The organism is Dactylosporangium cerinum, from assembly GCF_042653625.1.
Classification (GTDB): domain Bacteria; phylum Actinomycetota; class Actinomycetes; order Mycobacteriales; family Micromonosporaceae; genus Dactylosporangium; species Dactylosporangium cerinum.
Window position 1 is genome coordinate 100,981 of record NZ_JBHSIU010000028.1, and the last position, 22,889, is coordinate 123,869.

Genomic DNA, 22,889 nt, shown 5'->3' on the forward strand with positions numbered 1-22,889 from the left:
GTGGGTGCCCGGTGGCCGTGCACGAGATCCGTTCAGATCCCGCACTTCTGTTCTACGCCGTGACCTCCATGAGCGGAACCCCTCAGCCGCAAAATGTGACTGGTGGTGCTGCTGTGATCATGCCGCAGTGATGGCCGCTTTCGTCCGGCGATGCTTGCTGTACAGGGCGAACGCGATCGCCAGACCCACGCCGACACCGATGGCCGCGGCCGTCACCGGCACCGCCGGACGCTCCCGCAGGCGCCGGGCGAGCGGGATCGGGTGGCGGAACGTGAGCATCGGCCAGCTGCGCTCAATGGCGATCTTGCGCAGGCCGCGGTCGGGATTGACGGCGGTCGGATGTCCGACGAGGCTCAGCAGTCCCGCGTCGGTCACGGAGTCGGAATAGGCGAAACACGTGGCAAGGTCGTAGTCGCGCTCGGTGGCGAGTTCCTTGACCGCGACGACCTTGTTGGGTCCGGCCGCGTAGAAGTCGAGATCTCCGGTGTAGCGGCCGTCGTCGCCGATGACCATCCGGGTCGCGATGATGTCGGTGACGCCCAGTTGCTCGCCGATCGGCCGGACCATCTCGTCGCCGGACGTCGAGACCAGGACCACGTCGCGGCCGGCGGCACGGTGCTCCTCGATCAGGAGCACGGCCTCCGCGTAGATGTACGGACTGATCAGCTCCTCGAGCGTCTCCCGCACGATCTGCCGGACCTGCTCGGCGCGCCAGCCCTTGACCAGGGCCGCGAGGTAGTCCCGCGTCTTGGCCATGGTCTGCTCGTCGGAGCCTCCGCCGACGCGGAAGAGCAGCTGCGCGTAGGCACCCTTGATCACGTCGCGGCGGCTGATCAGCCCATCGCGATAGAACGGTCGACCGAAGGCCAAGGCGCTTGACTTGGCGATCACCGTCTTGTCCAGGTCGAAAAACGCGGCGCTACGCCCCACGGCGGGCAAGTGTAGCGTTGCGGGACACGGAGCGGGGCCCGGACTTGGTGGATCACTCTCGGCGTGGGGTTGATCACGGATGATTACCGCGGCGTGAAATATTGATTGGCGTTCTGGGCGTGTTGCGGGCCGGTCCTACTCGACGTATGGCGGTCCACTCAGGCATGCTTATGTTTGCGACGAGGTTTCATGTCCAAGTGACTGCGACCCGTTATTCGACCCTCAGCGGTTGCACCCCCCCGTAGCCGCTGAGTGGGTTCGGCTCGACCCCCCCGGAGCCGAACCCCCGGCGACCCCCGTCACCCCCCGGCGGGGGTCGTCCCCTTTGTATGGCGTGTGCCACATGGCTTTCTGCGTCCTGGCACCGACTAATGGTCGGGTTATAGAGCATTGACGCTGGATGCTTTGTTGAGCGTTCACGAATTCTGCCTCTTCGACCGTTTTGGCATGCATCGTTTTTTCGCTGGTACGGCCAGCGAGTCGCACGCCGCGTTGCGCCCTATTTGTCCGGACTGACATAGCAGATCGACTGTGGGCGCGGAGGTTATCCACAAGCGGCGGGTTATCCACAGAAACGGCCCGGCGGCCCAGCCGCCCCCATCGTGTCGGAGCCATGGTGTGCGCAGTCCACCCAGCCCGCCGACACCATGGAGCACGCCGTGGCCCGACATCGACCGCTGCTCGTCACCGACGACCTCGACCTGCTCGACGACGTGCTCGGCCTCGCCGCCAGGGTCCCGCTCGACGTCGACGTCGAACCCGGCCCAGAACCGGCCCGGCACCGATATCCGGACGCGCCGATCGTCCTGATCGGCGACGCCGCTGCGCCGGCCTGCGCCCGGGCCGGGCTGCCCCGCCGGCGAGGGGTCGTGCTGCTCACCCGCGACCCGCGGCCGGACCACGCGACGGCGCTCGCCGACGCGGTCGGCGCCGAGCAGATCGTCCGCTTCCCCGAAGGTGCCGCCTGGCTCGTGGACTGTCTCGCGACGGTGGCGCAGCGGCACGCGGTCACGGTCGCCGCCCGCGGCCGGATCCTCGCCGTCCTCGGCGGGCGCGGCGGCGCCGGCGCCAGCGTCCTCGCCGCCGGCCTGGCGATCACCGCGGGCAAGGTCGGCCTGCGCTCCCTGCTCGTCGACGCCGACCCCCTCGGCGGCGGCGCCGACCTGATTCTCGGCTGGGAGGACGTCGCCGGACTGCGCTGGCCGGCCCTCGCGGCGACGAGCGGCGCCGTCGACCCGCCCGCGCTCGTCGCCGCCCTGCCGAGCCGCGGCGACGTCGCCGTGCTGTCCTGCGACCGCGGTCAGCCCGGCGGCCTGTCACAGGACGCGATGGCCGCCGCCCTCGACGCCGGCAGCCGCGGCCGCGACCTCGTCGTCACCGACCTGCCCAGATCGCTGGACGAAGCGGCTGTCCTCGCCCTGCGCGCGGCCGACCGGGTCCTCCTGGTGGTGCCGGCCGAGCTGCGGGCCTGCGTCGCGGCCGCCCGGGTCGCCGCAACCGTCGCACCGCACACCGACGAGCTGCGGCTGGTTGTCCGCGGTCCCGCGCCCGGCCGGTTGCGCGCCCGGCAGATCGCCCAGTCGCTGGGCCTGCCCGTGGCCGGGACGCTGCGCGCCGAGCCCGACCTGCCGCGGCGGCTCGAGCAGGGCACCCCACCGGCCGGCAACGGCCGCGGCCCGCTCGCCCAGCTGTGCCGCCGGATCATCGGCGACCTCGGCCTGGCCGGCGGGGTGGCGGCATGAACGCAGTGGTCCTGGAGGCGCGTAGAGGCGGCGTGGTGACCGTGCCGATGGACGAGTTCGTCGAGCGGGTCCGGTTGCGGATGACCGTCGACAGCGTCGAGCCGACACCTGGGGCGGTGCTGGCGGCGGTGCGCGCCGAGCCGGGTGCGCCCCTGCTCGGGGAGAGCACGCTGCGGCAGGTGGCCGACCGGCTCATCGGCGAGATGATCGGTGCCGGCGGGCTCGCACCGCTGCTCGCCGACCCTTCCGTCACCGACGTCCTCGTCAACGGTGTCGAGGTGTGGGTCGACCGCGGCGCCGGCCTGCGGCGGGCCAACGGGCAGTTCGGCGATGCGGCCGAGGTGCGCCGGCTCGCCCAGCGACTCGCGGCCAGCGCCGGGCGGAGGCTGGACGACGCGTCGCCGTTCGTCGACGCGCAACTGCCCGACGGCACCCGGCTGCACGCGGTGCTGCCGCCGATCGGGCGCGAGGGACCGTATCTGTCGCTGCGGACGTTTCGCCGGCAGACGTTCACCGTCGACGAGCTCATCGCGTGCGGCACGTTCGACCCGGGTGCGGCCCGGCTGTTGGCGTCGATCATCGCGGCGCGGATTCCGCTCCTGGTGACGGGCGGCACGGGCACCGGCAAGACCACGGTGCTGGCGGCGCTGCTTTCCCTGGCGCCGCCCACCGAGCGGCTCGTCGTCGTCGAGGACGCCGCCGAACTGCGGCTCGCGCACCCGCACGTGGTCTCGATGCAGTCGCGGATGTCCAACGTGGAGGGCGCCGGCGAGATCACCCTGCGGGACCTGGTCCGCCAGGCCCTGCGGATGCGTCCTGACCGCCTGGTCGTCGGCGAGTGCCGCGGCGCCGAGATCGTCGACCTGCTCGGCGCGCTCAACACCGGCCACGAGGGTGGGGCGGCCACGTTGCACGCCAACTCGCCCGCCGACGTGCCGGCCCGCCTGGAGGCCCTCGGGCTGCTGGGAGGCGTGCCGAGAGCGGCATTGCACGCCCTCGTCCACGCCGCGCTGCGGGTCGTCGTGCACCTGCAGCGCGGCGCGGACGGCACCCGGTTCCTGAGCGAGATCTGTGTCCTGGACGCGCATCCGGAGCAGCGGACCACCGTCGTGCTCACCGCCTGGCGGCGTGGCACCGGCGCGGCACCGGCATCCGAGCAGCTGGAGATGCTGATCGCCGACCGGGGCATCACGCCGCCCAGACCGTCAGGGCCGTGGCGATACGTGTCGGGGAAGGGTTGGCAATGAACGCCATCGACCTGGCCCTGGCCGCGGGCGGCGCACTGACCGTCGGCTTCGGGCTGCTGCTGATCCGGCGGCGCCGAGCCCGGACCCGGCTCGACCGGCTCTCCAGACACCGCAGGACCGCCGGTGCTCGACGCCGGTGGCCGACGAAGGACCGGCTGGCCGCCGGGCTCGTCGAGCGGCCCGGTGTGGTCGTCACCGCCGGCGGCGCGGTGGCGGGTGGGATCGGGCTGCTGGGCGGTGGTCCAGTCGCCGCTGTGCTGTCCGCGGCGTACGCAACGGTCACGCTGATCGGCATCCGCCACCACCTGACCCGGCGGGCCGCCGATCGGGCGGTGGCGGAGCTGCTCGACGCGATCGAGGACGCGGTCGGTGATCTGCGGGCGGGCGTGGTGCCGTATGCGACCGCCGCGCCGTATCCGGGTGGGGCGGACGTGGAGCTGTACGCCGCACCCGGCCCCGCACCGGCGCCCCCGACCGGTGACCGTCCGGCACTCGGGGCAACCGTTCGACGGATCTGGGCGGCAGCCGACGGAGGTGGCCGGCGAGCGGGCACCGGTGGCCCGGTGGGATCTGCCGGGCACGCGCCCGGTGGGCGAGGGCGGAGGCGGGAGGACGCGGCCGTCTCGGTGGCGCTGGCCCGGCTGGAGGCGGCGCAGCGCGTCAGTGAGGCGCTCGGCACGCCGCTCGCCGATCTCCTCGACCAGGTCGAGGCGGATCTGCGGGCCGGGCAGACCCTGCGGCTCAACCTCGGGGCGCAGACCTCGGGTGCCCAGACCACGACGACGCTGCTGGTCGGGTTGCCCGCAGCCGGGCTGTGGCTCGGCGCCGGCATCGGCGTCGACCCCCTCGGCCAGCTGCTGCACACCCCGCTCGGCGCGGCCTGCGCGATCACCGCCGTCGCGCTGCAATGCGCCGGGCTGCTGTGGACCGGGCGGATGGTCCGTTCCGTCGTCGCGGAGGTGCGGTGATGAGCCGGGGTCGGCGCTGGCTGTCCGCGGCCGGCTGTGCCCTGGCCGTCGGCCTGCTGCTGGGCGGGATCGCGGGCATCGCGGTCGGGCTCGTCACGGCGATCGTGGCGGAGCGGGCGCTTCGGCGGGTGGAGTCGCCGCGCACGCGCCAGGAGCGGGCCAGGGCCCGGGGCGACCTGCCGTTCGCGACGGACCTCCTGGCCGCCGCGCTGAGGACCGGCGCGCCACCCGATCGCGCGGCGATCGTGGTCGGGGAGGCCGTCGGCGGGCCGGTCGGGACCAGGTTGACGCTCGTCGGACGGGCACTGCGGCTCGGTGCGTCGCCGCGGGATGCCTGGGTGCACCTGGCCGACCTGCCCGGCGGGCGGCGGCTTTCCCGGGTCGCCGCCCGCAGCGCCGACCGGGGCACGGCGTTGACGGTGGCCCTCGAGCGGCAGGCGGCCGACCTGCGCGTCGCGAAGACGGCGGCCGGCGAGGCGTCGGCGCGCCGGGTCGGCGTGCTGGTCGTGCTGCCGCTCGGGGTGTGTTTCCTGCCCGCGTTCGTGCTGATCGGGGTCGTCCCGGTGGTCGCCGCGATCATCCGCGACGTGCTGAGCGTGCTGTGAGTCGCTGTTCGTTTCGTCGATCGATGTGGTCGAGCGTCATTTGTGAAGGAGCACCAGTGCACAACCTCCGCGCCCGTCTCCGTGCCTTCCGCAGGGGAGACCGTGGGTCGCACAGCATCGAATACGTCCTGGTCATCGGCGTCGGGGTGGCACTTGCCGCCGTGCTGCTGAAGGTCGTGATGTCGGATTCGACGTACAACGCCATGTTCCGGCTGGTCGGCGGGGCACTGGGATGAGAAGCGACCGGGATCGTGGCGTCCGCCGCGGGGGTCCATGGCGACGGCGGAGCTGGACGTTCCGCAGCGGCCGCGCCGACGACCGCGGGTCGGCGACGGTCGAGTTCGCCGTGGCACTTCCTGGAGTCGTCGTCCTGCTGCTGATCTTCCTCGCCGGGTGGAGCGCCTCAGCGGCCAAGGTGCGCCTGACCGACGCGGCTGGTCTGGCGGCAAGGGCGGCGGCCCGCGGCGAGCCGGAGTCCACCGGCCGTGGTGCCATGCCGCCGGGCGTCACGATCTCGGTCCATCGCGACGGTGACCTCGTGCGGGTGACCGTGCGGCAGCGGGTCGGTCTCGGCCCTCTGCCGTCGATCACCTTGCGGGAAGAGGCGGTCGCGCTGGTCGAGCCCGAGAGCGAGGAGCCGTGAGCGGCCGGCCCGTCTTCGCCAGATCGGCGGCGCCGTCCGTGCCGCGGCCGGTGGCAACGGCCTGTCCGGTGCGCCTCGCAACGGCGGCTGCGGAAAGGGCGGGTGCAGCGACGGCGGCACCGGACGGTGTGGCCTTGGCGGCGACGCCAACGGCCGCGCTGGCGGGTGTGGTGGTGTCGACGCAGGCGGCACCGGACGGTGTGGCGGTGTCGGCGACGGCGGCACTGGACGGTGTGGCGTTGGCGGCGACGCCAATGGCTGTGCTGGCGGGTGTGGCGATGTCGCCGATGGCGGCACCCGACGGTTTGGCCTTGGTAGTGACGCCGATGGCTGTGCTGGCGGGTGCGGCGATGTCGCCGGACGGTGTGGCTTTTGGTGGCGACGTCGACGGCTGTGCCGGCGGGTGTGGCGTTGGTGACGACGCCAATGGCTGCGCCAGGGGTGTAGTGACGGCGGCGCCGGCAGGTGTGGCGTTGGTGGCGTCGGCAAGGGCGGCTCCAGCGGGTGCGGTGTTGGTGGCGTCGGCAGGGGCGGTGCCGGCGGGTTCGCCGTCGGTGGCGGCGGCACGTGCGAGGCCTCCGGGCCGGGACCGCGGGTCGATCTCGCTGCTGATGGTCGTGGTCGGGGTCGTGTTCGTGGCGGCGTTGGTCGTCGGGATCGGGCTGGGCGGTGCGCGCGTCGCGCGGCATCGGGCGCAGAACGCGGCCGATGCGGGTGCGCTCGCCGCAGCGGTGTGGGCGGTCGACGGCTCGGCGGTGGCCTGCCCGGTCGCCGGTCGGGTGGTGTCGGCCAACGACGCCAGGCTGGTGAGCTGCACGGTCGATGGCCTCGACGTACGCGTGACGGTCGAGGTCCGCCTGTCGGACACCACGCCGGCCGGTCGGGCAACCGCCCGTGCAGGCCCGGTCCGAGACGCGAGCGTCGCCGCCGATCGGGACGGATGACCGCATCACAGAGACACCTGCCAGGCCGAAGGAACCGCTGGCCAGAAGGGCCGGGGATCCTTCGGCTTGGCACGGCTGGCCGAGGCGATTGGCAGGCCGAGTGACGTCGGGAGCCCGGTTGCCGAGAAGCGTTGGGCAGCGGGGTGTGCGGAGAAGCGTTGGGCGGCGGGTGTGCGGAGAAAGGTCGGGAAGCGGGGTGTGCCGAGAAGCACTGGGCGGCGGGTGTGCTGTGGAGGGCTGGGTCGTGGGGTCTGCGCTGAGGCCTCGGGCGGGTGCGTCGGATCTGGCGTTGATGGTGTCCGAATAAGGCGCTTTGTGTGATTACTTCAATCCAGGAGTGGATCTTCCTGGTGATCGAGGTCGTGTGCGGGTCGTTCGCGCGGCCAGCGCGCGGCTTCGATCTACGCCGCGATTGCATTAGCGCTGGAACGGGGCCGACGTCTCTCGGGAATCGGTGCAGCGGATCGCGGCGGGTGGGCGCTGGAGCGCTACAGGGAGGCGAGGACGAGCGTCAGGACCCGGACGGCGTCGTGTTTGTTGAGGGGGTTGTTGCCGTTGCCGCACTTGGGGGACTGGACGCAGGACGGGCAGCCCTGCTCGCAGCGGCATTCGGCGACGACGGTGCGGGTGGCGGCGAGCCAGTCGGTGGCGACGTCGAAGGCGCGTTCGGCGAACCCGGCGCCGCCGGGGTGGCCGTCGTAGACGAAGACGGTCGGTAGGGCGGTGTCGGCGTGCAGGGCGGTGGAGAGGCCGCCGATGTCCCAGCGGTCGCAGGTGGCGACGAGTGGTAGCAGGCCGATCGACGCGTGCTCCGCGGCGTGGAGGGCGCCGGGCCAGTCGACCTCGGGGATGCCGGCTTCGTCGAGGGCCTCGGGGGAGACGGTCCACCAGACGGCGACGGTTTTGAGGATGCGTTCGGGGAGGTCGAGCTGGCAGGTGTCGATGACCTCGCCGCTGGAGATGCGGCGGCGCTGGTAGCTCACCACCTGGGAGGTCACCTCGACCTCGCCGAGCGAGAGCGTGACCGGGCCCGCGGTGCGGGTCTGGCGGACCGACAGGACGGTCAGGGAGGTGACGTCACGGGGGTGGGTGCTCCAGTCGGGCTCCTCGGCGTGCACGAGGGCGACGGAGTCGGCCAGGTCGAGCTTGTCGACCACGTACGCGGTGCCCTGGTGCAGGTGGACCGCGCCGGTGTGGACCTGGTGGTGGGCGGAGCCGGTGTCGACCGTGCCGAGCAGGCGGCCGGTGGACTCCTCCACGACCGCGACCGGGCCACCGCCCGCGCCGCGGAGGTCGACGTCGGGGCGTTGGCGTTCGGTCCAGTACCAGCCGCTGGGGCGCCGTCGCAGGATCCCGGCGGCGACGAGTGCGTCCAGCGTGGTCTCCGCGGTCGGGCCGAAGAGTGGCAGGTCGGCCGGGGTGAGGGGCAGTTCGGCGGCGGCGCAGCACAGCTGTGGGGCGAGGACGTGCGGGTTGGCGGGGTCGAGGACGGTTGCCTCGACGGGCTTGCCGAAGAGAGCTTCCGGGTGATGCACGAGGTACGTGTCGAGCGGGTCGTCCCGGGCTACCAGCACGCACAGCGCGTCCCGGCCGGCGCGGCCCGCTCGGCCCGCCTGCTGCCAGAGGGAGGCGAGGGTGCCCGGGTAGCCCGAGATGAGGACCGCGTCGAGGCCGACGAGGTCGACGCCGAGTTCGAGGGCGTTGGTGGAGGCGAGGCCGAGCAGGGTGCCGTCCATGAGGTCGCGTTCGAGGGCGCGGCGTTCTTCCCGGAGGTAGCCGGCGCGGTACGCGGCGACCCGCTCACCGAGGCCCGGCACCGCCTGGTTGAGGGAACGGCGGGCCATGCTCGCGACGACCTCGGCGCCCTTGCGGGACCGGACGAAAGCGAGGGTCCGGACGCCGGCGACGACCGCGTCGGTGAGCAGGTCGGCCGTCTCCCGCAACGCCGAGCGACGCACGGGCTCGGCGTCCCGTACCGCGGGCGCCGCATCGAAAGCCAAAGCGCCGACGTCCAAAGCGCCGACGTCCAAAGCGCCGACGTCCAAAGCGCCGACGTCCAAAGCGCTGACGTCCAAAGCGCTGACATCCAAAGCGCCGACGTCCGAAGCGCCGGTATCGAAAGCGCCAACGTTCAAAGCGCCAGCGTTCAAAGCGTCGGGAGCGGGAGGCAGCAGCGGCGGCTCCCACAGTGCGAACGTCACCCCGCCGCGCGGTGAGGCGTCCTCCGTCACCGCGGCCATCGGCAGCCCGACCAGCCGGGACCCGGACGCCTGCGGGTCGCCGGACGTCGCCGACGCCAGGATGAAGCACGGCCCGGCAAGGCCCCTCGGGGTGTAGCGGGCCGTGACCCGCCGCAGCCGGCGCAGGACGTGGGCGACGTGTGAGCCGAAGACGCCGCGGTACGTGTGGCACTCGTCGACGACCACGAAGCGCAGGCCGCGCAGGAAGCGGGTCCACGAGGCGTGGTTGGGCAGGATGCCGTGGTGCAGCATGTCGGGGTTGGTGAGCACGACGCGGGCGTGCTGGCGCACCCAGTCGCGTTCCTCCCGAGGGGTGTCGCCGTCGTAACTGGCGGGACGGACGCCGGGCAGGTCGAGGCCGTGCAGCGAGCGGAGCTGGTCGGCGGCCAGGGCCTTGGTGGGTGAGAGATAGAGCACCGTCGCCTTGTCGTCGGTGAGCAGCGAGGACAGGAACGGCAGCTGGTACGCGAGGGACTTGCCCGAACCGGTCCCGGTCGCGATGACGGTGTGGGTGCCGGACCATGCGAGCTGGGCCGCGGTCGCCTGATGGGTCCAGGGCAGGTCCACGCCGCGGGCCGCGAAAGCGGACCTGAGCAGGGGCGGGGTCCAGTCGGGCCACGGGGAGACGGCCCCGGCGCGGGGCGGCACGTGCTCGACGTGGGTGAGTGATTCGGCGCGGCGGGGCGGTAGGAAGGAGAAGAGCGGGAGCACAGCCGTCACGTCGAGCACTCTAAGACAGATGTTCGAAGAGATGCTGCGGTACACGTGTGGCATTTGTGGGAAACAGGGTGGACGCGTCGCCTTGTGGGGGCGTCGATGGTTAGATGCCCGAGAGACTCATTGTGGGCGACGGCCCATGACACCCCGAACCCGCTCAGATGAGGAGGTCCGCATGGAGCTGTCGTTGTCGACGTACGACTCCGGCGACCACACAGTGCTCGAAGTCGGCGGTGAGGTGGATGTCTACACCGCTCCGCGGCTTCGCGAGAAGCTGGTCGAGCTCGTCGAGACGGGCGCCCGCCATGTCGTGGTCGACCTGAGCCGGGTGGAGTTCCTGGACTCGACCGGGCTCGGTGTGCTCGTCGGCGCGCTGAAGCGGCTGCGGGCGGTCAACGGCACGTTCGGGCTGGTGTGCGCGCACGAGAGGCTCCTGAAGATCTTCCGGATCACCGCATTGGATCGGGTGTTCTCCCTGTACGACTCCGTAGCTGCCGCGACCGCCGCGGTCGGCTCGGACGCCGAACCCACGGCGTAGGTTCATGCCCACAGTCAGGCTGTCATTCTCGCCAGCGGCCGCGCATGTCCGCACCGCCCGTCTGGTCGGGGTGGCCGTCGCGCGGCGGGCCGGCGTGGCTGAGGAGCTGCTCGAGGAGGTCAGGCTCGCCATCGGCGAGGCCTGCTCCCGCGCCGTGGCCCTGCACCGGTCGCACGGACTGGAGGACCTGGTCGACGTCGCCATGGCCGACGGTGACCGGTTCACGGTCCGGGTGGTGGACCGTGCTGCGAACGGGGCGCTGGTCGCGCGGCTGGCGGGTGAAGCTGGGGATGAAGATTCCGTGATGGTCCTGTCGGACCCGGCGTTGCCGCTGACCACGCCGCCGGAGCTGCTGGCGGAGGAGGCGGTCGCGGCGCGGATGGGGTTGGCCCTGCTCGCGGGGCTTGTCGATGATCTCAACGTGTCCGAGCTGGCCGAAGGCGTCGGCACCGAGGTGCGGATGTCGTGGCCCCTGGAGCGTCCTGCGGAGTAGGACACCGATGACAAAGTGGACCATCGACGAAAAGCGATCTCTTGAAACGCGCAAGTCGGTGTGACCACAGACACGCTCTGCGGCTAGAGTACGGCGATCGTGTATGACGGGCCTGGTCATTGGGTACCTCGGCCGTCCGCACGGCTCCCCCTGGGGAGAACCCGCCGCCGGCCTGACCGCTCGCGGCGCTGTCATGTGTCGGTACAGGAGGACAACGAATGTCCGCAACACTCGTCGCAGCCGACGAGATTTCCCTCAGCGGGAACAACCTGACCTATGTCGTCGTCGCGCTCGTCATCGCCTTCGTGGCGTTGGGCTTCGCGGCCGCGTTGGTCAAGGCTGTGCTCGCGACTGGTCGGGGCACCCCGAAGATGCAGGAGATCGCCGGGGCGGTGCAGGAGGGCGCGACCGCGTACCTCACGCGCCAGTTCAAGACCCTCGGCATCTTCGTCGTCATCGCCGTGGTGGTGCTGTTCCTGCTCCCCGTGAGTGACGCCGGGGACAACGAGACCATGATCAAGATTGGCCGGTCGGCGTTCTTCATCGTCGGCGCGGTCTTCTCGGCCTTCATCGGCGGCGCCGGTATGGCGCTGGCGACCCGCGCCAACCTGCGCGTCGCGGCGGCGGCCCGAGAAGACGGCGGCCGGGAGAAGGCGATGCAGATCGCCTTCCGCACCGGTGGCGTCGTCGGCTTCCTCACCGTGGGCCTCGGCCTGTTCGGTGCGGCGCTGGTCGTGCTGATCTTCAAGAGCGACGCCCCGACCGTGCTGGAAGGCTTCGGGTTCGGCGCCGCGCTGCTCGCGATGTTCATGCGGGTCGGCGGTGGCATCTTCACGAAGGCCGCCGACGTCGGCGCCGACCTGGTCGGCAAGATCGAGAAGGGCATCCCGGAGGACGACCCGCGCAACGCCGCCACCATCGCCGACAACGTCGGTGACAACGTGGGTGACTGCGCCGGTATGGCCGCGGACCTCTTCGAGTCCTACGCCGTGACCCTGGTCGCCGCGCTGATCCTGGGTCGTGCCGCGTTCGGCGAGGAAGGCCTGGTCTTCCCGCTCATCGTCTCCACGATCGGCGTCATCGTCGCGATCCTCGGGGTGGCGCTCACCCGCCTGCGCCCCTCCGACCGCAACGGCCTGGTCGCCATCAACCGGGCGTTCTACATCTCCGCCCTCATCTCCATCGTGCTGGTTGCCGGCGCCGCGCTGTTCTACCTGCCGGCCAAGTGGTCCGGCCTGCACGGCGAGGGCGACAGCCTGAAGGCGATCAAGGCACTCGCGGGCGGCGACGCACCGCCGTTCGGCCCGAACGTCACCGCGATCATCGCCTGCGCCATCGGCATCCTGCTGGCGGCCATCGTCCTGGCGCTGACCGGGTACTTCACCGAGACCGAGCGCCGTCCCGTCCGGGACATCGGCAAGAGCGCGCTGACCGGTCCCGCGACCGTGGTGCTCGCCGGCATCAGCGTCGGCTTCGAGTCGGCCGTGTACTCCGCGCTCGTCATCGGCGCCGGCGTGTTCGGCGCGTTCCTGCTCGGTGGCGGCTCGATCACGCTGTCGCTGTTCGCGGTCGCCATGGCCGGCACCGGCCTGCTCACCACCGTCGGCGTCATCGTCGCGATGGACACGTTCGGCCCGATCAGCGACAACGCGCAGGGCATCGCCGAGATGTCCGGTGACATCGACGAGCGCGGCGCCCGCACGCTGACCGAGCTCGACGCGGTCGGCAACACCACCAAGGCGATCACCAAGGGCATCGCGATCGCCACGGCGGTCCTCGCCGCGACGGCGCTGTTCGGCTCCTACACGGACTCGATCCTGAAGGAGTTCAGCCAGGTCGAGGTGGACAAGTTCCTCAACGTGGCCAACCCGGGCAACCTGGTCGGCCTGCTCATCGGTGCCGCGGTCGTGTTCCTCTTCTCGGGCCTGGCGATCAACGCCGTCGCCCGCTCGGCCGGTTCGGTCGTGATCGAGGTGCGCCGCCAGTTCCGCGACTTCCCGGGCATCATGGACTACTCGCAGCGCCCGGAGTACGGCAAGGTCGTCGACATCTGCACCCGGGACGCCCAGCGTGAGCTCATCACGCCGGGTCTGCTCGCGGTGATGGCGCCGATCGCGGTCGGCTTCGGTCTCGGTGTCGGACCGCTCGCGGCCTACCTGGCCGGCGCGATCGGCACCGGCACGCTGATGGCGGTCTTCCTGTCCAACTCGGGTGGCGCGTGGGACAACGCGAAGAAGCTCGTCGAGGACGGCACGCACGGCGGCAAGGGCTCGCCGGCGCACGAGGCGACGATCATCGGTGACACCGTCGGTGACCCGTTCAAGGACACCGCCGGCCCGGCGATCAACCCGCTGATCAAGGTGATGAACCTGGTCGCGCTGCTGATCGCGCCCGCCGTGGTGGTCTACACCACGGGCGACGGCAACCCGGGGATCCGGTTCGCCATCGCGATCGGCGCGGCGCTGATCATCGCCATCGCGGTGATCCTCAACAAGCGCAGGCCGGTCTCGGTCGACGCCGGCGACGGCGACGGCGCCTCCTCGCAGGAGTCGGCCCCGGAGCGGGTCACCGCCTGACCGAGTTTCACACCGACGCCCCGGCCGGGATCATTCCGGCCGGGGCGTCGTATTTGTCGAACAGACGATCGGTTCTAGGCTTCCATTCATGCGCATCCGCGTCGTCGCCACTGGCCTCCTGTTCGTCCTCGTTTCGGCGGGTACGGGTGGGTGCGGCGCTGATGGTGCCGGCGACGTGGCGCCGAAGCGGTGGGCCCAGTCGGTGTGCACGGCGCTCGCGCCATGGCGGACCGAGATCGCCGACCTGACCGCCAGGGCACAGCAGCAGTTGCAGTCGGCGAAGACCGCCACGCAGACGAAGACCAACATCGTGGACCTGCTGGCGGGCGCGGAGACCGCGAGCGAGAAGGCCAGGGTGGGGATCAGCGGCGCCGGGGTCCCGGACGTCTCCGGTGGCGACAAGGTCGCCCGGCAGTTCTCCGCCTCGCTGTCCAAGGCCCGCGACGCGTACGGCAATGCGAAGCGCTCCGTGCAGGCCCTGCCGACCGCCGACGCGAAGGCGTTCTACGCCTCGGTGGGGTCGGCGTTCGCCGTGCTCAAGGAGGAATACGAGCAGAGCGCCATCGACCCGAAGCACGTGGGTCAGAAGGACCTGCAGAAGGCATTCAGCGAGGTGCCCGAGTGTCGGTGACGCCGGCTCGGAGCCGGCAACTGTCGCTGTTCGGGGTGGAGGCGCGCCCGCCGACGCCGATGGACCTGGAGGGGCTGCTCGCCGGCGCCGGCGAGGTCGGCCGGATGGGTGGCACCGCGAAGGTGTCGATCGAGGTCGAGGACGCGTGGCGGGCGGACGTGCTGCGGGCCGAGTGCGAGCAGCGGGGCCTGGTCGTGGCGTGCGAGCCGACCGGGGTCGAGGACCGGTGGACGGTGCGGACGGCGTATGCGGCACTGCTGGCCCCCCTCGCGGCCCGCTGGCTGGACGGCACCGCGAAGGTGGCACCCCGGGACCTGGTCCTGGACGGCCGGCGGCTGCGGCTGTGGGTGGCGGCCGCGGGCTCGTGGGACGGCCAGCGCGCCTATCTGCTCCGCCTGGCACCCAGCCGCCCCTACGTGCCCGAGGAGGACGACGGGGAGGCCGGGGGCGGGACCGACGTCGCCGAGGTGCCGGTCGAGGAGGAGCAGGCAGTGGCGCCGCAGGCTGGGGTGGTGCCGGCGGCCGACCCGCCCGACGAGGAATTGATCGAGGACCTGCCGGAGGCGCCGCGCGGCAAGCCGAAGAAGAGGGCCGCGCCGCTGATCTCGACGTTCGATCCGGGGCCGGTCGACCTGGGGGAAGAGGCCGAGGACTGGATCGACGACAACCGCGACGGCTGGCCCGACTCCGGGGTCGGGGACCTCCCGACCGTCGACCTCGATCCGCTCGCCGAAGTGGCGGCCGAGAGATTAGACGTACCGGATGAAAACGACAATCAAGACGAACATGCGATTGACCGGCAGGTGGCCGACAACTGGGTGGCGATCGGTGACGCTCTGGCTACCGCGGGGCTGATCGCGGTGTTCGTCGGTCCCAAAGCGGGCGGCCCCGCGTACCGCATCGTGGGACTGCGCCGTGTGACGCGGCTCGCGGAGCTCGTCGGTGAGCCACCCCCGGGGGCGCCGCAGGCGAGTTGGCCGAGGTGAGCGCGAGGTACGCTGACCCTGCGCCGCGCAGTGTGATTCCACCCGCCATCGGGGTCACCGGCGGTCGACAAAGCGTGACAAATACGGCAGCCGATGCGACACGATCGCAAGATCGGGCAGGTAGCGCTTCTGCTTGGGTGTACCGTGGCGCCGATCGGCGTGTCGCAAGCCGACCGCCGGGTGCCGCATCGCGCAACTCGGCGTGTAGGCGCGCGTTACGTTTGACACATGTCCGTCCGCACCGGGGAGAGCTGTGCCGAACTCCGCCAACACGAAGCGGCTGGTGATCGTCGAGTCGCCGGCGAAGGCCAAGACTATTTCGGGCTATCTGGGCCCGAATTACGTCGTGGAGGCGAGCTTCGGCCACGTCCGTGACCTGCCCGTGGGCAAGAAAGACATGCCCGAGGATCTGAAGAGCAAGCCGTGGGCCTACCTGGGCGTCGACGTCGACAACGATTTCACCCCGGTCTATGTCATCTCGGCCGACCGGCGCAAGCAGATCACCCGGCTCAAGGAGCTGCTGAAGACCGCCAGCGAGGTCTACCTCGCCACAGATGAGGACCGCGAGGGCGAGGCCATCGCCTGGCACCTCTTCGAGACCTTGAAGCCGAAGGTCCCGGTCAAGCGGATGGTGTTCCACGAGATCACCAAGCCGGCCATCCAGGCCGCCGTCGCCAACCCGCGCGAGATCAACCGCGCGCTGGTGGACGCCCAGGAGGCCCGGCGCATCCTCGACCGGCTCTATGGCTACGACCTGTCCACCGTGCTGTGGAAGAAGGTCCAGGGCGGCCTGTCCGCCGGCCGGGTCCAGTCGGTCGCCACCCGCATCGTGGTCGAGCGGGAGCGGCAGCGGATGAAGTTCCGCGCCGCGGACTACTGGGACATCCTGGCCAAGCTCCTGCCGGACGGCGACACCCGCACGTTCAACGCGACGCTGCTCGCGATCGACGGCGACCGGGTCGCCACCGGCCGCGACTTCGACCCGGAGACCGGCAAGGTCCGGCCCAACGCCGGCGTCATCCACCTCGACGAGCAGGGCGCCCGCGGCCTGGCCGCCCGCCTGGAAGGCCGGCCGTTCACGGTCACCCGGGTGGAGGAGAAGCCGTACCGGCGCAAGCCCGCGGCGCCGTTCATCACCTCGACGCTGCAGCAGGAGGGCTCCCGCAAGCTGCGGCTGTCCAGCGCGCAGACCATGCGGCTCGCCCAGCGGCTGTATGAGAACGGCTACATCACCTATATGCGAACCGACTCGGTGAACCTGTCCGAGGCCGCGATCGCCGCCGCCCGCCAGCAGATCCTCAGCCTGTACGGTCCGGCCGCGGTGCCGCCGCAGCCCCGCCGGTACACCGGCAAGGTCAAGAACGCGCAGGAGGCACACGAGGCGATCCGCCCCGCCGGCGACGCCTTCCGCACCCCCGGCGACGTGGCCAAGGAACTCTCCGCCGAGGAGCTGCGGCTGTACGAGTTGATCTGGCAGCGCACGATCGCGTCGCAGATGACGGACGCGGTCGGTAACAGCACCTCGGTGCGGATCAACGCGGAGACCCCGGCGAAGGAGTCGGTCGACTTCAGCGCGACCGGCAAGACGATCACCGACCCCGGCTTCCTGCGCGTCTACGTCGAGTCCTCCGACGACGAGAACGCGGAGGCCGAGGAGGCCGAGCGCCGCCTGCCGGTGCTGGTCAAGGGCCAGGCGTTGACCGAGAAGGGGCTGACCCCGACCGGCCACACGACCCAGCCGCCGGCCCGCTACACCGAGGCCTCGCTGGTCAAGGCGATGGAGGAGCTCGGCATCGGCCGCCCCTCGACCTACGCCTCGATCATGGAGACGATCAACAACCGCGGGTACGTGTTCAAGCGCGGCCAGGCGCTGATCCCGTCGTTCCTGGCGTTCGCCGTCGTGGGCCTGCTGGAGAAGCACTTCCCGCGCCTGGTCGACTACGACTTCACCGCGTCGATGGAGAACGTCCTCGACGAGATCGCCAACGGCGACGAGAGCGCCGTGGACTTCCTGCGCCCGTTCTACTTCGGTGGGGACACGGGCGACGAAGGGTCGGTGCCCCGCCAGGGCGGGCTGAAGCGCATGGTCACCGAGCGGCTGGGCGAGATCGACGCACGCGGGATCAACTCGATCCCGCTGTTTCGTGACGAGGCCAACCGCGACGTGGTCGTGCGGGTCGGTCGGTATGGCCCCTACCTGCAGCGCTTCGTCCCCGACCAGCCCGAGGGCGAGGAGGGTGACCGCGCGACGGTGCCGGACGGGCTGGCCCCGGACGAGCTGACCCCGGAGAAGGTCGCCGAGCTGTTCATCGGTGGCGCGAGCGGCGAGCGCAAGCTCGGCGAGCACCCGGAGACCGGCGAGCCGATCGTGCTGAAGTCGGGCCGCTACGGACCGTACGTCTCGACCGGCGAGAAGAACTCCTCGCTGCTGTCGACGCAGTCGCCGGAGCAGCTGACCCTGGAAGAGGCGCTGCTGCTGCTGACCCTGCCGCGGACCGTCGGCAAGGACGCCGCCGGCGAGGACATCATCGCGTCGCCCGGGCGGTACGGGCCGTACATCAAGCGCGGCACCGACACGCGATCCCTCGAGCGGGAGGACCAGCTCTTCACGGTCACCCTCGAGGAGGCGCTGGCGCTGCTGGAGCAGCCGAAGACCCGGGGCCGGGCCGCGGCCAAGCCGCCGCTGCGCGAGATGGGCCCCGACCCGGCGACCGAGAAGCCGCTGGTCATCAAGGACGGGCGGTTCGGCCCGTACGTGACCGACGGCGAGTTCAATGCCTCCCTGCGGCGTAACCAGGCGGTCGACACGCTGACCTTGGACGAGGCGAGCGAGATGCTGGCCGAGAAGCGGGCCAAGGGTCCTGCGCCGAAGAAGGCCCGCCCGGCCGCGAAGAAGGCGGCCGGCGACGCGCCGGCCAAGAAGGCGGCGGGGGCTACGAAGAAGACCGCGGCGGCCAAGAAGACCGCGGCGGCGAAGAAGACCACGACGGCGGTGGCTGCGAAGAAGGCCACGCCGGCGAAGAAGGCGGCGCCGCGGAAGGCGACCGCCGCGAAGAAAACCCCTCCGCCAGCAGAGTGACCGGTCGCGTTACGGATGGTATTTGGTCCGTAACGCGACCGGGCCCTGATTTGGAGGTGTGGGCTACGGTGGTGAGACGGTCCGCCGCTGCCGGGGTGATTTGTCAGGCGCCGAGGACGCGGTCCGTGTAGGCGTTGGCGAACAGGCGGCCCGGGTCGAGCTTGTCGCGCAGCGCGGTGAAGTCGGCGAAGCGCGGGTAGGCCGTGGCCAGGGACGCCGCGTCGCGGAAGTTCATCTTGCCCCAGTGCGGGCGGCCGCCGAGCGGGGTCGTGATCGCCTCGAAGCGTTGGAAGTACTCCTCGAAGGGGGCGCCGACGTACTGGTGGATCGCGATGTAGGCGTTCTCGCGGCCGTGGCCGTGCGACAGCCAGATGTCGTCGGCGGCGGTGAACCGGACCTCGACCGGGAACTGGATCTTGTACGGCAGCCCGGCGACCACGGAACGGAGCCCGTCGAACGCCTCGCGGAGGGCGGCGCGGGGCAGGCCGTACTCCATCTCGACGAAGCGGACCCGGCGCGGGGTGCAGAACACGTCGTGGGATGAGGCCGTGTACGTGCGGGCGGACAGTGCCCGGGCCGAGACGCGGCTGATGGTCGGCACCGCGGACGGAATCGCCCGGCCGAGGCGGCACGCGCCGCCGAACACGGTGTTGGACAGGAAGTCGTCGTCGAGCCGGCGGCGCCAGCCCGGGAGGGGGCGGTCCGACGTGGGCACGATGTTGTTGCGCTTCATCTGGACCCGGTCGGTGTAGGGGAACCAGTAGAACTCGAAGTGGTCGTTCGAGGCGATGTGCTCGTCCAGGCCGGACCAGACGTCGGACAGCGGGGCTGGGCGCTCGTCGGCCCGCAGCGTGAACGCCGGCACGCAGCGCAGGGTGACCTCGGTGAGGACGCCGAGAGCGCCGATGTTGACCCGGGCGGCGGCGAACAGGTCCGGCGACGACGTGGCCGAGCAGCGCACCACCGCACCGTCCGCGGTGACCAGTTCGAGGGCCTCGACGAACGTCGAAAGGCACCCGTAGGCGGCGCCGGTCCCGTGGGTGCCGGTGGAGAGCGCGCCGGAGATCGTCTGCGCGTCGATGTCCCCGAGGTTCGGCATGGCCAGGCCGTGTGCGGCGAGGGTCGCGTTGAGGGCGGCCAGCTTCATCCCGGCCTGGACCGTCACCAGGTTGCCGTCGACCCGGACGAGTGACGCCATCTGGTCGAGCTCGATCCGGACCCCGTCCGTCAGAGCGGTGGGTGTGAAGGAGTGCCCACTGCCGACGGCCTTGACCCGAAGCCCTTCGTCCGCCGCCGCGCGGAGCACGGTGCCCAGCTCAGCGGTGGTCGCCGGGTGCGCGACGCGCGCCGCCCGAGCGGTCTGGTTGCCGGCCCAGTTGGCCCACGGAGAAGTCACGAAACCTGAGTACCCTTCACGTATGCCCGCCGTCAATGACCCGTTGAACCACAAGAGTGAAATGGGCTATCCGCCGATCGTGCCCGCTCGTTGACGTGAGTAGGTTTCAAAGGTGGGGACGAGCTTGAGGGGGATTGCCGGGTGGCGACGCAGACAGTGGCCAGTGCCGGGACGAAGCCACTGCGCCGGGTTCCGGTGCAGGGGCGCAGCGTGGCGAGGGTCGGGCGGATGCTCGACGCATGCGCCGAGCTCGTCGATGAGGTGGGCTACGACGGGTTGACCACGACGCTGCTCGCGGAGCGGGCGGGGGTGGCGATCGGTTCGGTCTACCAGTTCTTCCCTGACAAGCGGGCGATCGTCCAGGCGCTCACGTTGCGAAGCCTGGAGGGCTACCTGGAGCGCCTCGGCGCCCGGCTGGCCGAAGAGGACATCTCGCACTGGTGGGACGCGGTCGACGCGGCCATCGACGAGTACATCGACATGCACCGCACCGTGCCGGGCTTCCGCACCCTGCACTTCGGTGACGTCGTGGACATTCACCTGCTCGACGACGAGCGGGACAACAACGACGTGATCGTCTCGCAGCTCGCGGCGCTGCTGATCGGCCGGTTCGGCATCGTGGACGCCGAGCGTCTGCAGTTCGTGCTGGCGATCGCGGTCGAGGCGGCCGACGCGCTGATCAAGATGGCGTTCCGGCGTTCGCCCGACGGCGACCCGGTCGTGCTCGGCGAGGCCAAGGCCCTGATCAAGGACTACCTGCACCACCGCCTCTGACGACGCCGTTCGGACCCTTTATCGGCTGTTCACAGGGGCCGGTAAAGGGTCTGAAACCTGCTGTTGACAATCCCACACGACCTGTCCGCTTTGCCCGCCGCGGCGCATACTCGTGATCGACCGGTACCCCATCATCGAGGACTGGATCCATCACGATGAACATGGCCGTGAACAGGCAAAACATCGGCATCATCGGTGCCGGGCGGGTCGGTGCGGTGCTCGGCGCCGCGCTCGTGAACGCCGGCCACCGGGTGGTCGCCGCGGTGGGCGTCTCAGCCGCCTCCAAGGCCCGCGCGGAGCAGCTGCTCCCGGGCGTCGCGCTCCTCCCCGCCGACCAGGTCGCCGCCTCCGCCGATCTCGTGCTGCTGGCGGTCCCCGACGACATGCTCGCCGGCCTGGTCAACGGCCTGGTCGAGACCGGTGCGCTGCGCGCCGGGCAGATCGTCGCGCACACCTCCGGCGCGCACGGCCTGGCCGTGCTCGCGCCCGTCACCACCGTCGGCGCGCGGCCCCTCGCCCTGCACCCGGCGATGACGTTCACCGGCACCGCGGTGGACCTGGGCCGGCTCGCCGAGGGGGTCTCGTTCGGCGTCACCGCCCCCGATGAGCTGCGGGAGCTCGCCGCCGCCCTGGTCGCCGACCTCGGCGGGCAGGTCGAGTGGATCGCCGAGGAGCGCCGGCCGCTGTACCACGCGGCCCTGGCGCACGGCGCCAACCACCTCGCCACGCTGGTCAACGAGGCCCTTGACCGGCTCCGCGACGCCGGCGTCCGGCACCCGGAGCAGGTCCTCGCCCCGCTGCTCGGCGCGGCGCTGGACAACACGCTGCGCCTCGGCGACGCCGCCATCACCGGACCGGTGTCCCGCGGCGACGCCGGCACGGTCGCCAAGCATGTGCAGGCCCTCAACGACGTGGCGCCCGAGTCGGTGCCGCCGTATCTGGCGCTCGCCCGGCGCACCGCCGACCGGGTCATCGCCGCCGGCCGGCTGCGCGCGATGGACGCCGAGCCGCTGCTCGACGTGCTGGGCACCGCGCCGGCGCAGAGCACCGTCCCGGCCCAGAGCACCGTCCCGGCGCAAAGCGCCGCGTCGGCGCAGCGCAGCACCCGGAGGAAGGCCAAAGGGACAGGAGGCAAGGCATGAACGTCGTCGAGACCCGCGAACAGCTCGCGGCGGCCCGAGCCGCGGCCCGCGGCAGGGTGGCCGTCGTCATGACCATGGGCGCGCTGCACGACGGGCACGTCGAGCTGCTGAGGACCGCCCGCGCCGAGGCCGACACGGTCCTGCTCACGATCTTCGTCAACCCGCTGCAGTTCGCGCCGGGCGAGGACTTCGAGCGCTATCCCCGTACCATGGAAAAAGATCTTGAACTTGCCCGCGCAGCGGGGGTGGACATCGCGTTCACGCCGTCGCGGGACGTGATGTACCCGCAGGGTGCCCCCGCGGTCCGGGTCGATCCGGGGCCCGCCGGGCAGGAGCTGGAAGGTGCCAGCCGGCCCGGGTTCTTCCACGGCGTGCTCACGGTGGTCAACAAGCTGTTCCAGCTGACCCGTCCGGACGTCGCGTACTTCGGGGAGAAGGACTACCAGCAGCTCGGCATGATCCGGGCGATGGTCCGCGACTTCGACCTGCCGATCGAGGTCCGGGGCGTGCCGACGGTGCGGGAGCCCGACGGCCTCGCGCTGTCCAGCCGCAACCGGTACCTCGCCCCGGCCGAGCGCAAGGCCGCCCTGGTGCTGTCCCGGGCACTGAAAAAAGCAGCGACCGAACCGGAACCGGTCGCGGCGGGCATCGCCGAGTTCGCTACCGAGCCCGAGGTCAAACTCGACTACTTCGTGCTCACCGATCCCATGCTCGGCCCGGCGCCCGCGCACGGCCCGGCCCGGCTGCTGACCGCGGCCTGGGTCGGCGGCACCCGGCTCATCGACAACATCGAGGTCCAGCTCCCGTGATCCGCACCATGCTCAAATCGAAGATCCACCGGGCCACGGTCACCCAGGCCGACCTGCACTACGTCGGGTCGGTCACCGTCGACGAGGACCTCATGGAGGCCGCGGACCTGCTCGCCGGCGAGCAGGTCGCGATCGTCGACGTCACCAACGGCGCCCGGCTGGAGACGTACGTGATCGCAGGGCCGCGCGGCAGCGGGGTCATCGGGATCAACGGCGCCGCCGCGCATCTGGTGCACCCGGGCGATCTGGTCATCCTCATTTCGTACGCGCAGCTCGACGACGCCACCGCCAGGACGTTTGCGCCGCGGATCGTCCATGTCGACGCCACCAACCGAATCATCGAGCTCGGTCACGATCCTGCGGACGCCATACCGGGTATGGTGGGCGAGCCCGTGAGGGGAGACCTTCTCCGGGCATGAGCCAGCCCCT

Annotated in this window: 20 protein-coding genes; 17 read left to right on the plus strand and 3 right to left on the minus strand. The window is 71.3% G+C overall.

The window, feature by feature from the left end; genetic code table 11:
• Nucleotides 1–117: 117 nt before the first annotated feature.
• Nucleotides 118–939 carry an HAD family hydrolase gene (locus ACFPIJ_RS23255; RefSeq protein ID WP_380117285.1) on the minus strand — a complete coding sequence of 274 codons (822 nt, stop codon included), beginning with the start codon at nt 937–939 and terminating at the stop codon, nt 118–120.
• A 650-nt stretch (nt 940–1,589) separates the two neighbouring features.
• On the opposite strand from ACFPIJ_RS23255, the gene ssd reads away from it, so the two are divergent.
• The 7 genes from ssd to ACFPIJ_RS23290 all read left to right on the plus strand — a co-directional run bounded on the left by ssd (nt 1,590) and on the right by ACFPIJ_RS23290 (nt 7,079).
• Nucleotides 1,590–2,672: a septum site-determining protein Ssd gene (gene ssd / locus ACFPIJ_RS23260; protein ID WP_380117286.1), complete on the plus strand. Its 1,083-nt coding sequence runs from the start codon at nt 1,590–1,592 to the stop codon at nt 2,670–2,672.
• Between the two features lie 35 nt (nt 2,673–2,707).
• The gene (locus tag ACFPIJ_RS23265) at nt 2,708–3,919 is read left to right on the plus strand and encodes a TadA family conjugal transfer-associated ATPase (RefSeq protein ID WP_380117610.1); all 1,212 of its coding nucleotides are present in this window, start codon (nt 2,708–2,710) and stop codon (nt 3,917–3,919) included.
• Nucleotides 3,916–4,887 carry a type II secretion system F family protein gene (locus ACFPIJ_RS23270; RefSeq protein WP_380117287.1) on the plus strand — a complete coding sequence of 324 codons (972 nt, stop codon included), beginning with the start codon at nt 3,916–3,918 and terminating at the stop codon, nt 4,885–4,887. Before ACFPIJ_RS23265 ends, ACFPIJ_RS23270 begins: the two co-directional genes overlap by 4 nt.
• A complete protein-coding gene (locus ACFPIJ_RS23275) occupies nt 4,887–5,492 on the plus strand; it encodes a type II secretion system F family protein (protein ID WP_380117288.1) in 606 nt (201 codons plus the stop codon). The genes ACFPIJ_RS23270 and ACFPIJ_RS23275 overlap by 1 nt, the downstream gene beginning before the upstream one ends.
• 56 nt (nt 5,493–5,548) lie before the next feature.
• Nucleotides 5,549–5,728 (plus strand): DUF4244 domain-containing protein, encoded by a 180-nt coding sequence (locus tag ACFPIJ_RS23280; RefSeq protein ID WP_327006998.1) that lies wholly within the window; start codon nt 5,549–5,551, stop codon nt 5,726–5,728.
• A 110-nt stretch (nt 5,729–5,838) separates the two neighbouring features.
• Complete coding sequence (locus ACFPIJ_RS23285; protein WP_380117289.1) at nt 5,839–6,135, plus strand: TadE family type IV pilus minor pilin; 297 nt, start codon at nt 5,839–5,841, stop codon at nt 6,133–6,135.
• A gap of 134 nt (nt 6,136–6,269) precedes the next feature.
• Nucleotides 6,270–7,079 carry an Rv3654c family TadE-like protein gene (locus ACFPIJ_RS23290; RefSeq protein WP_380117290.1) on the plus strand — a complete coding sequence of 270 codons (810 nt, stop codon included), beginning with the start codon at nt 6,270–6,272 and terminating at the stop codon, nt 7,077–7,079.
• A gap of 488 nt (nt 7,080–7,567) precedes the next feature.
• Here ACFPIJ_RS23290 and ACFPIJ_RS23295 read toward each other — a convergent pair whose 3' ends face one another.
• On the minus strand, nt 7,568–10,039 hold the full coding sequence (locus ACFPIJ_RS23295) for a DEAD/DEAH box helicase (protein WP_380117291.1): 2,472 nt from the start codon (nt 10,037–10,039) through the stop codon (nt 7,568–7,570).
• Between the two features lie 172 nt (nt 10,040–10,211).
• Between ACFPIJ_RS23295 and ACFPIJ_RS23300 the strand changes: the two genes are divergently transcribed.
• The 6 genes from ACFPIJ_RS23300 (at nt 10,212) to topA (ending at nt 18,339) form a co-directional block, all read left to right on the plus strand.
• Nucleotides 10,212–10,574 carry an STAS domain-containing protein gene (locus ACFPIJ_RS23300; RefSeq protein WP_203849569.1) on the plus strand — a complete coding sequence of 121 codons (363 nt, stop codon included), beginning with the start codon at nt 10,212–10,214 and terminating at the stop codon, nt 10,572–10,574.
• A gap of 4 nt (nt 10,575–10,578) precedes the next feature.
• On the plus strand, nt 10,579–11,067 hold the full coding sequence (locus tag ACFPIJ_RS23305; protein WP_203849570.1) for an ATP-binding protein: 489 nt from the start codon (nt 10,579–10,581) through the stop codon (nt 11,065–11,067).
• Nucleotides 11,068–11,285: 218 nt separating this feature from the next.
• Nucleotides 11,286–13,643: a sodium-translocating pyrophosphatase gene (locus ACFPIJ_RS23310; protein ID WP_380117292.1), complete on the plus strand. Its 2,358-nt coding sequence runs from the start codon at nt 11,286–11,288 to the stop codon at nt 13,641–13,643.
• Between the two features lie 88 nt (nt 13,644–13,731).
• Complete coding sequence (locus tag ACFPIJ_RS23315; protein ID WP_380117293.1) at nt 13,732–14,274, plus strand: hypothetical protein; 543 nt, start codon at nt 13,732–13,734, stop codon at nt 14,272–14,274.
• Entirely contained in the window at nt 14,271–15,260 is a 990-nt protein-coding gene (locus ACFPIJ_RS23320; protein ID WP_380117294.1) for a hypothetical protein, read from the plus strand. Before ACFPIJ_RS23315 ends, ACFPIJ_RS23320 begins: the two co-directional genes overlap by 4 nt.
• A gap of 253 nt (nt 15,261–15,513) precedes the next feature.
• A complete protein-coding gene (topA, locus tag ACFPIJ_RS23325) occupies nt 15,514–18,339 on the plus strand; it encodes a type I DNA topoisomerase (protein ID WP_380117295.1) in 2,826 nt (941 codons plus the stop codon).
• A 103-nt stretch (nt 18,340–18,442) separates the two neighbouring features.
• Here the strand turns inward: topA and ACFPIJ_RS23330 are convergent, their stop codons facing one another.
• Nucleotides 18,443–19,735 (minus strand): D-arabinono-1,4-lactone oxidase, encoded by a 1,293-nt coding sequence (locus ACFPIJ_RS23330; protein ID WP_380117296.1) that lies wholly within the window; start codon nt 19,733–19,735, stop codon nt 18,443–18,445.
• Between the two features lie 228 nt (nt 19,736–19,963).
• Between ACFPIJ_RS23330 and ACFPIJ_RS23335 the strand changes: the two genes are divergently transcribed.
• The 4 genes from ACFPIJ_RS23335 to panD all read left to right on the plus strand — a co-directional run bounded on the left by ACFPIJ_RS23335 (nt 19,964) and on the right by panD (nt 22,879).
• Nucleotides 19,964–20,509, plus strand: coding sequence for a TetR/AcrR family transcriptional regulator (locus tag ACFPIJ_RS23335; RefSeq protein WP_380117612.1), 546 nt, complete (start codon nt 19,964–19,966; stop codon nt 20,507–20,509).
• 161 nt (nt 20,510–20,670) lie between these two features.
• Nucleotides 20,671–21,651, plus strand: coding sequence for a Rossmann-like and DUF2520 domain-containing protein (locus ACFPIJ_RS23340; protein WP_380117297.1), 981 nt, complete (start codon nt 20,671–20,673; stop codon nt 21,649–21,651).
• Nucleotides 21,648–22,460, plus strand: a complete 813-nt coding sequence (gene panC, locus ACFPIJ_RS23345) for a pantoate--beta-alanine ligase (protein WP_380117298.1) — start codon at nt 21,648–21,650, stop codon at nt 22,458–22,460. The genes ACFPIJ_RS23340 and panC overlap by 4 nt, the downstream gene beginning before the upstream one ends.
• On the plus strand, nt 22,457–22,879 hold the full coding sequence (gene panD, locus ACFPIJ_RS23350) for an aspartate 1-decarboxylase (protein WP_380117299.1): 423 nt from the start codon (nt 22,457–22,459) through the stop codon (nt 22,877–22,879). The genes panC and panD overlap by 4 nt, the downstream gene beginning before the upstream one ends.
• The last annotated feature ends 10 nt before the right edge of the window (nt 22,880–22,889 follow it).

Bases quoted from the DNA above. Each gene is read 5' to 3' on its own strand.
- panC (WP_380117298.1), top strand. From the start codon at position 21,648: ATGAACGTCGTCGAGACCCGCGAACAGCTCGCGGCGGCCCGAGCCGCG.
- ACFPIJ_RS23310 (WP_380117292.1), top strand. From the start codon at position 11,286: ATGTCCGCAACACTCGTCGCAGCCGACGAGATTTCCCTCAGCGGGAAC.
- ACFPIJ_RS23335 (WP_380117612.1), top strand. From the start codon at position 19,964: ATGCTCGACGCATGCGCCGAGCTCGTCGATGAGGTGGGCTACGACGGG.
- ACFPIJ_RS23270 (WP_380117287.1), top strand. From the start codon at position 3,916: ATGAACGCCATCGACCTGGCCCTGGCCGCGGGCGGCGCACTGACCGTC.
- ACFPIJ_RS23340 (WP_380117297.1), top strand. From the start codon at position 20,671: ATGGCCGTGAACAGGCAAAACATCGGCATCATCGGTGCCGGGCGGGTC.
- ACFPIJ_RS23315 (WP_380117293.1), top strand. From the start codon at position 13,732: ATGCGCATCCGCGTCGTCGCCACTGGCCTCCTGTTCGTCCTCGTTTCG.
- ACFPIJ_RS23305 (WP_203849570.1), top strand. From the start codon at position 10,579: ATGCCCACAGTCAGGCTGTCATTCTCGCCAGCGGCCGCGCATGTCCGC.
- ACFPIJ_RS23300 (WP_203849569.1), top strand. From the start codon at position 10,212: ATGGAGCTGTCGTTGTCGACGTACGACTCCGGCGACCACACAGTGCTC.
- ACFPIJ_RS23275 (WP_380117288.1), top strand. From the start codon at position 4,887: ATGAGCCGGGGTCGGCGCTGGCTGTCCGCGGCCGGCTGTGCCCTGGCC.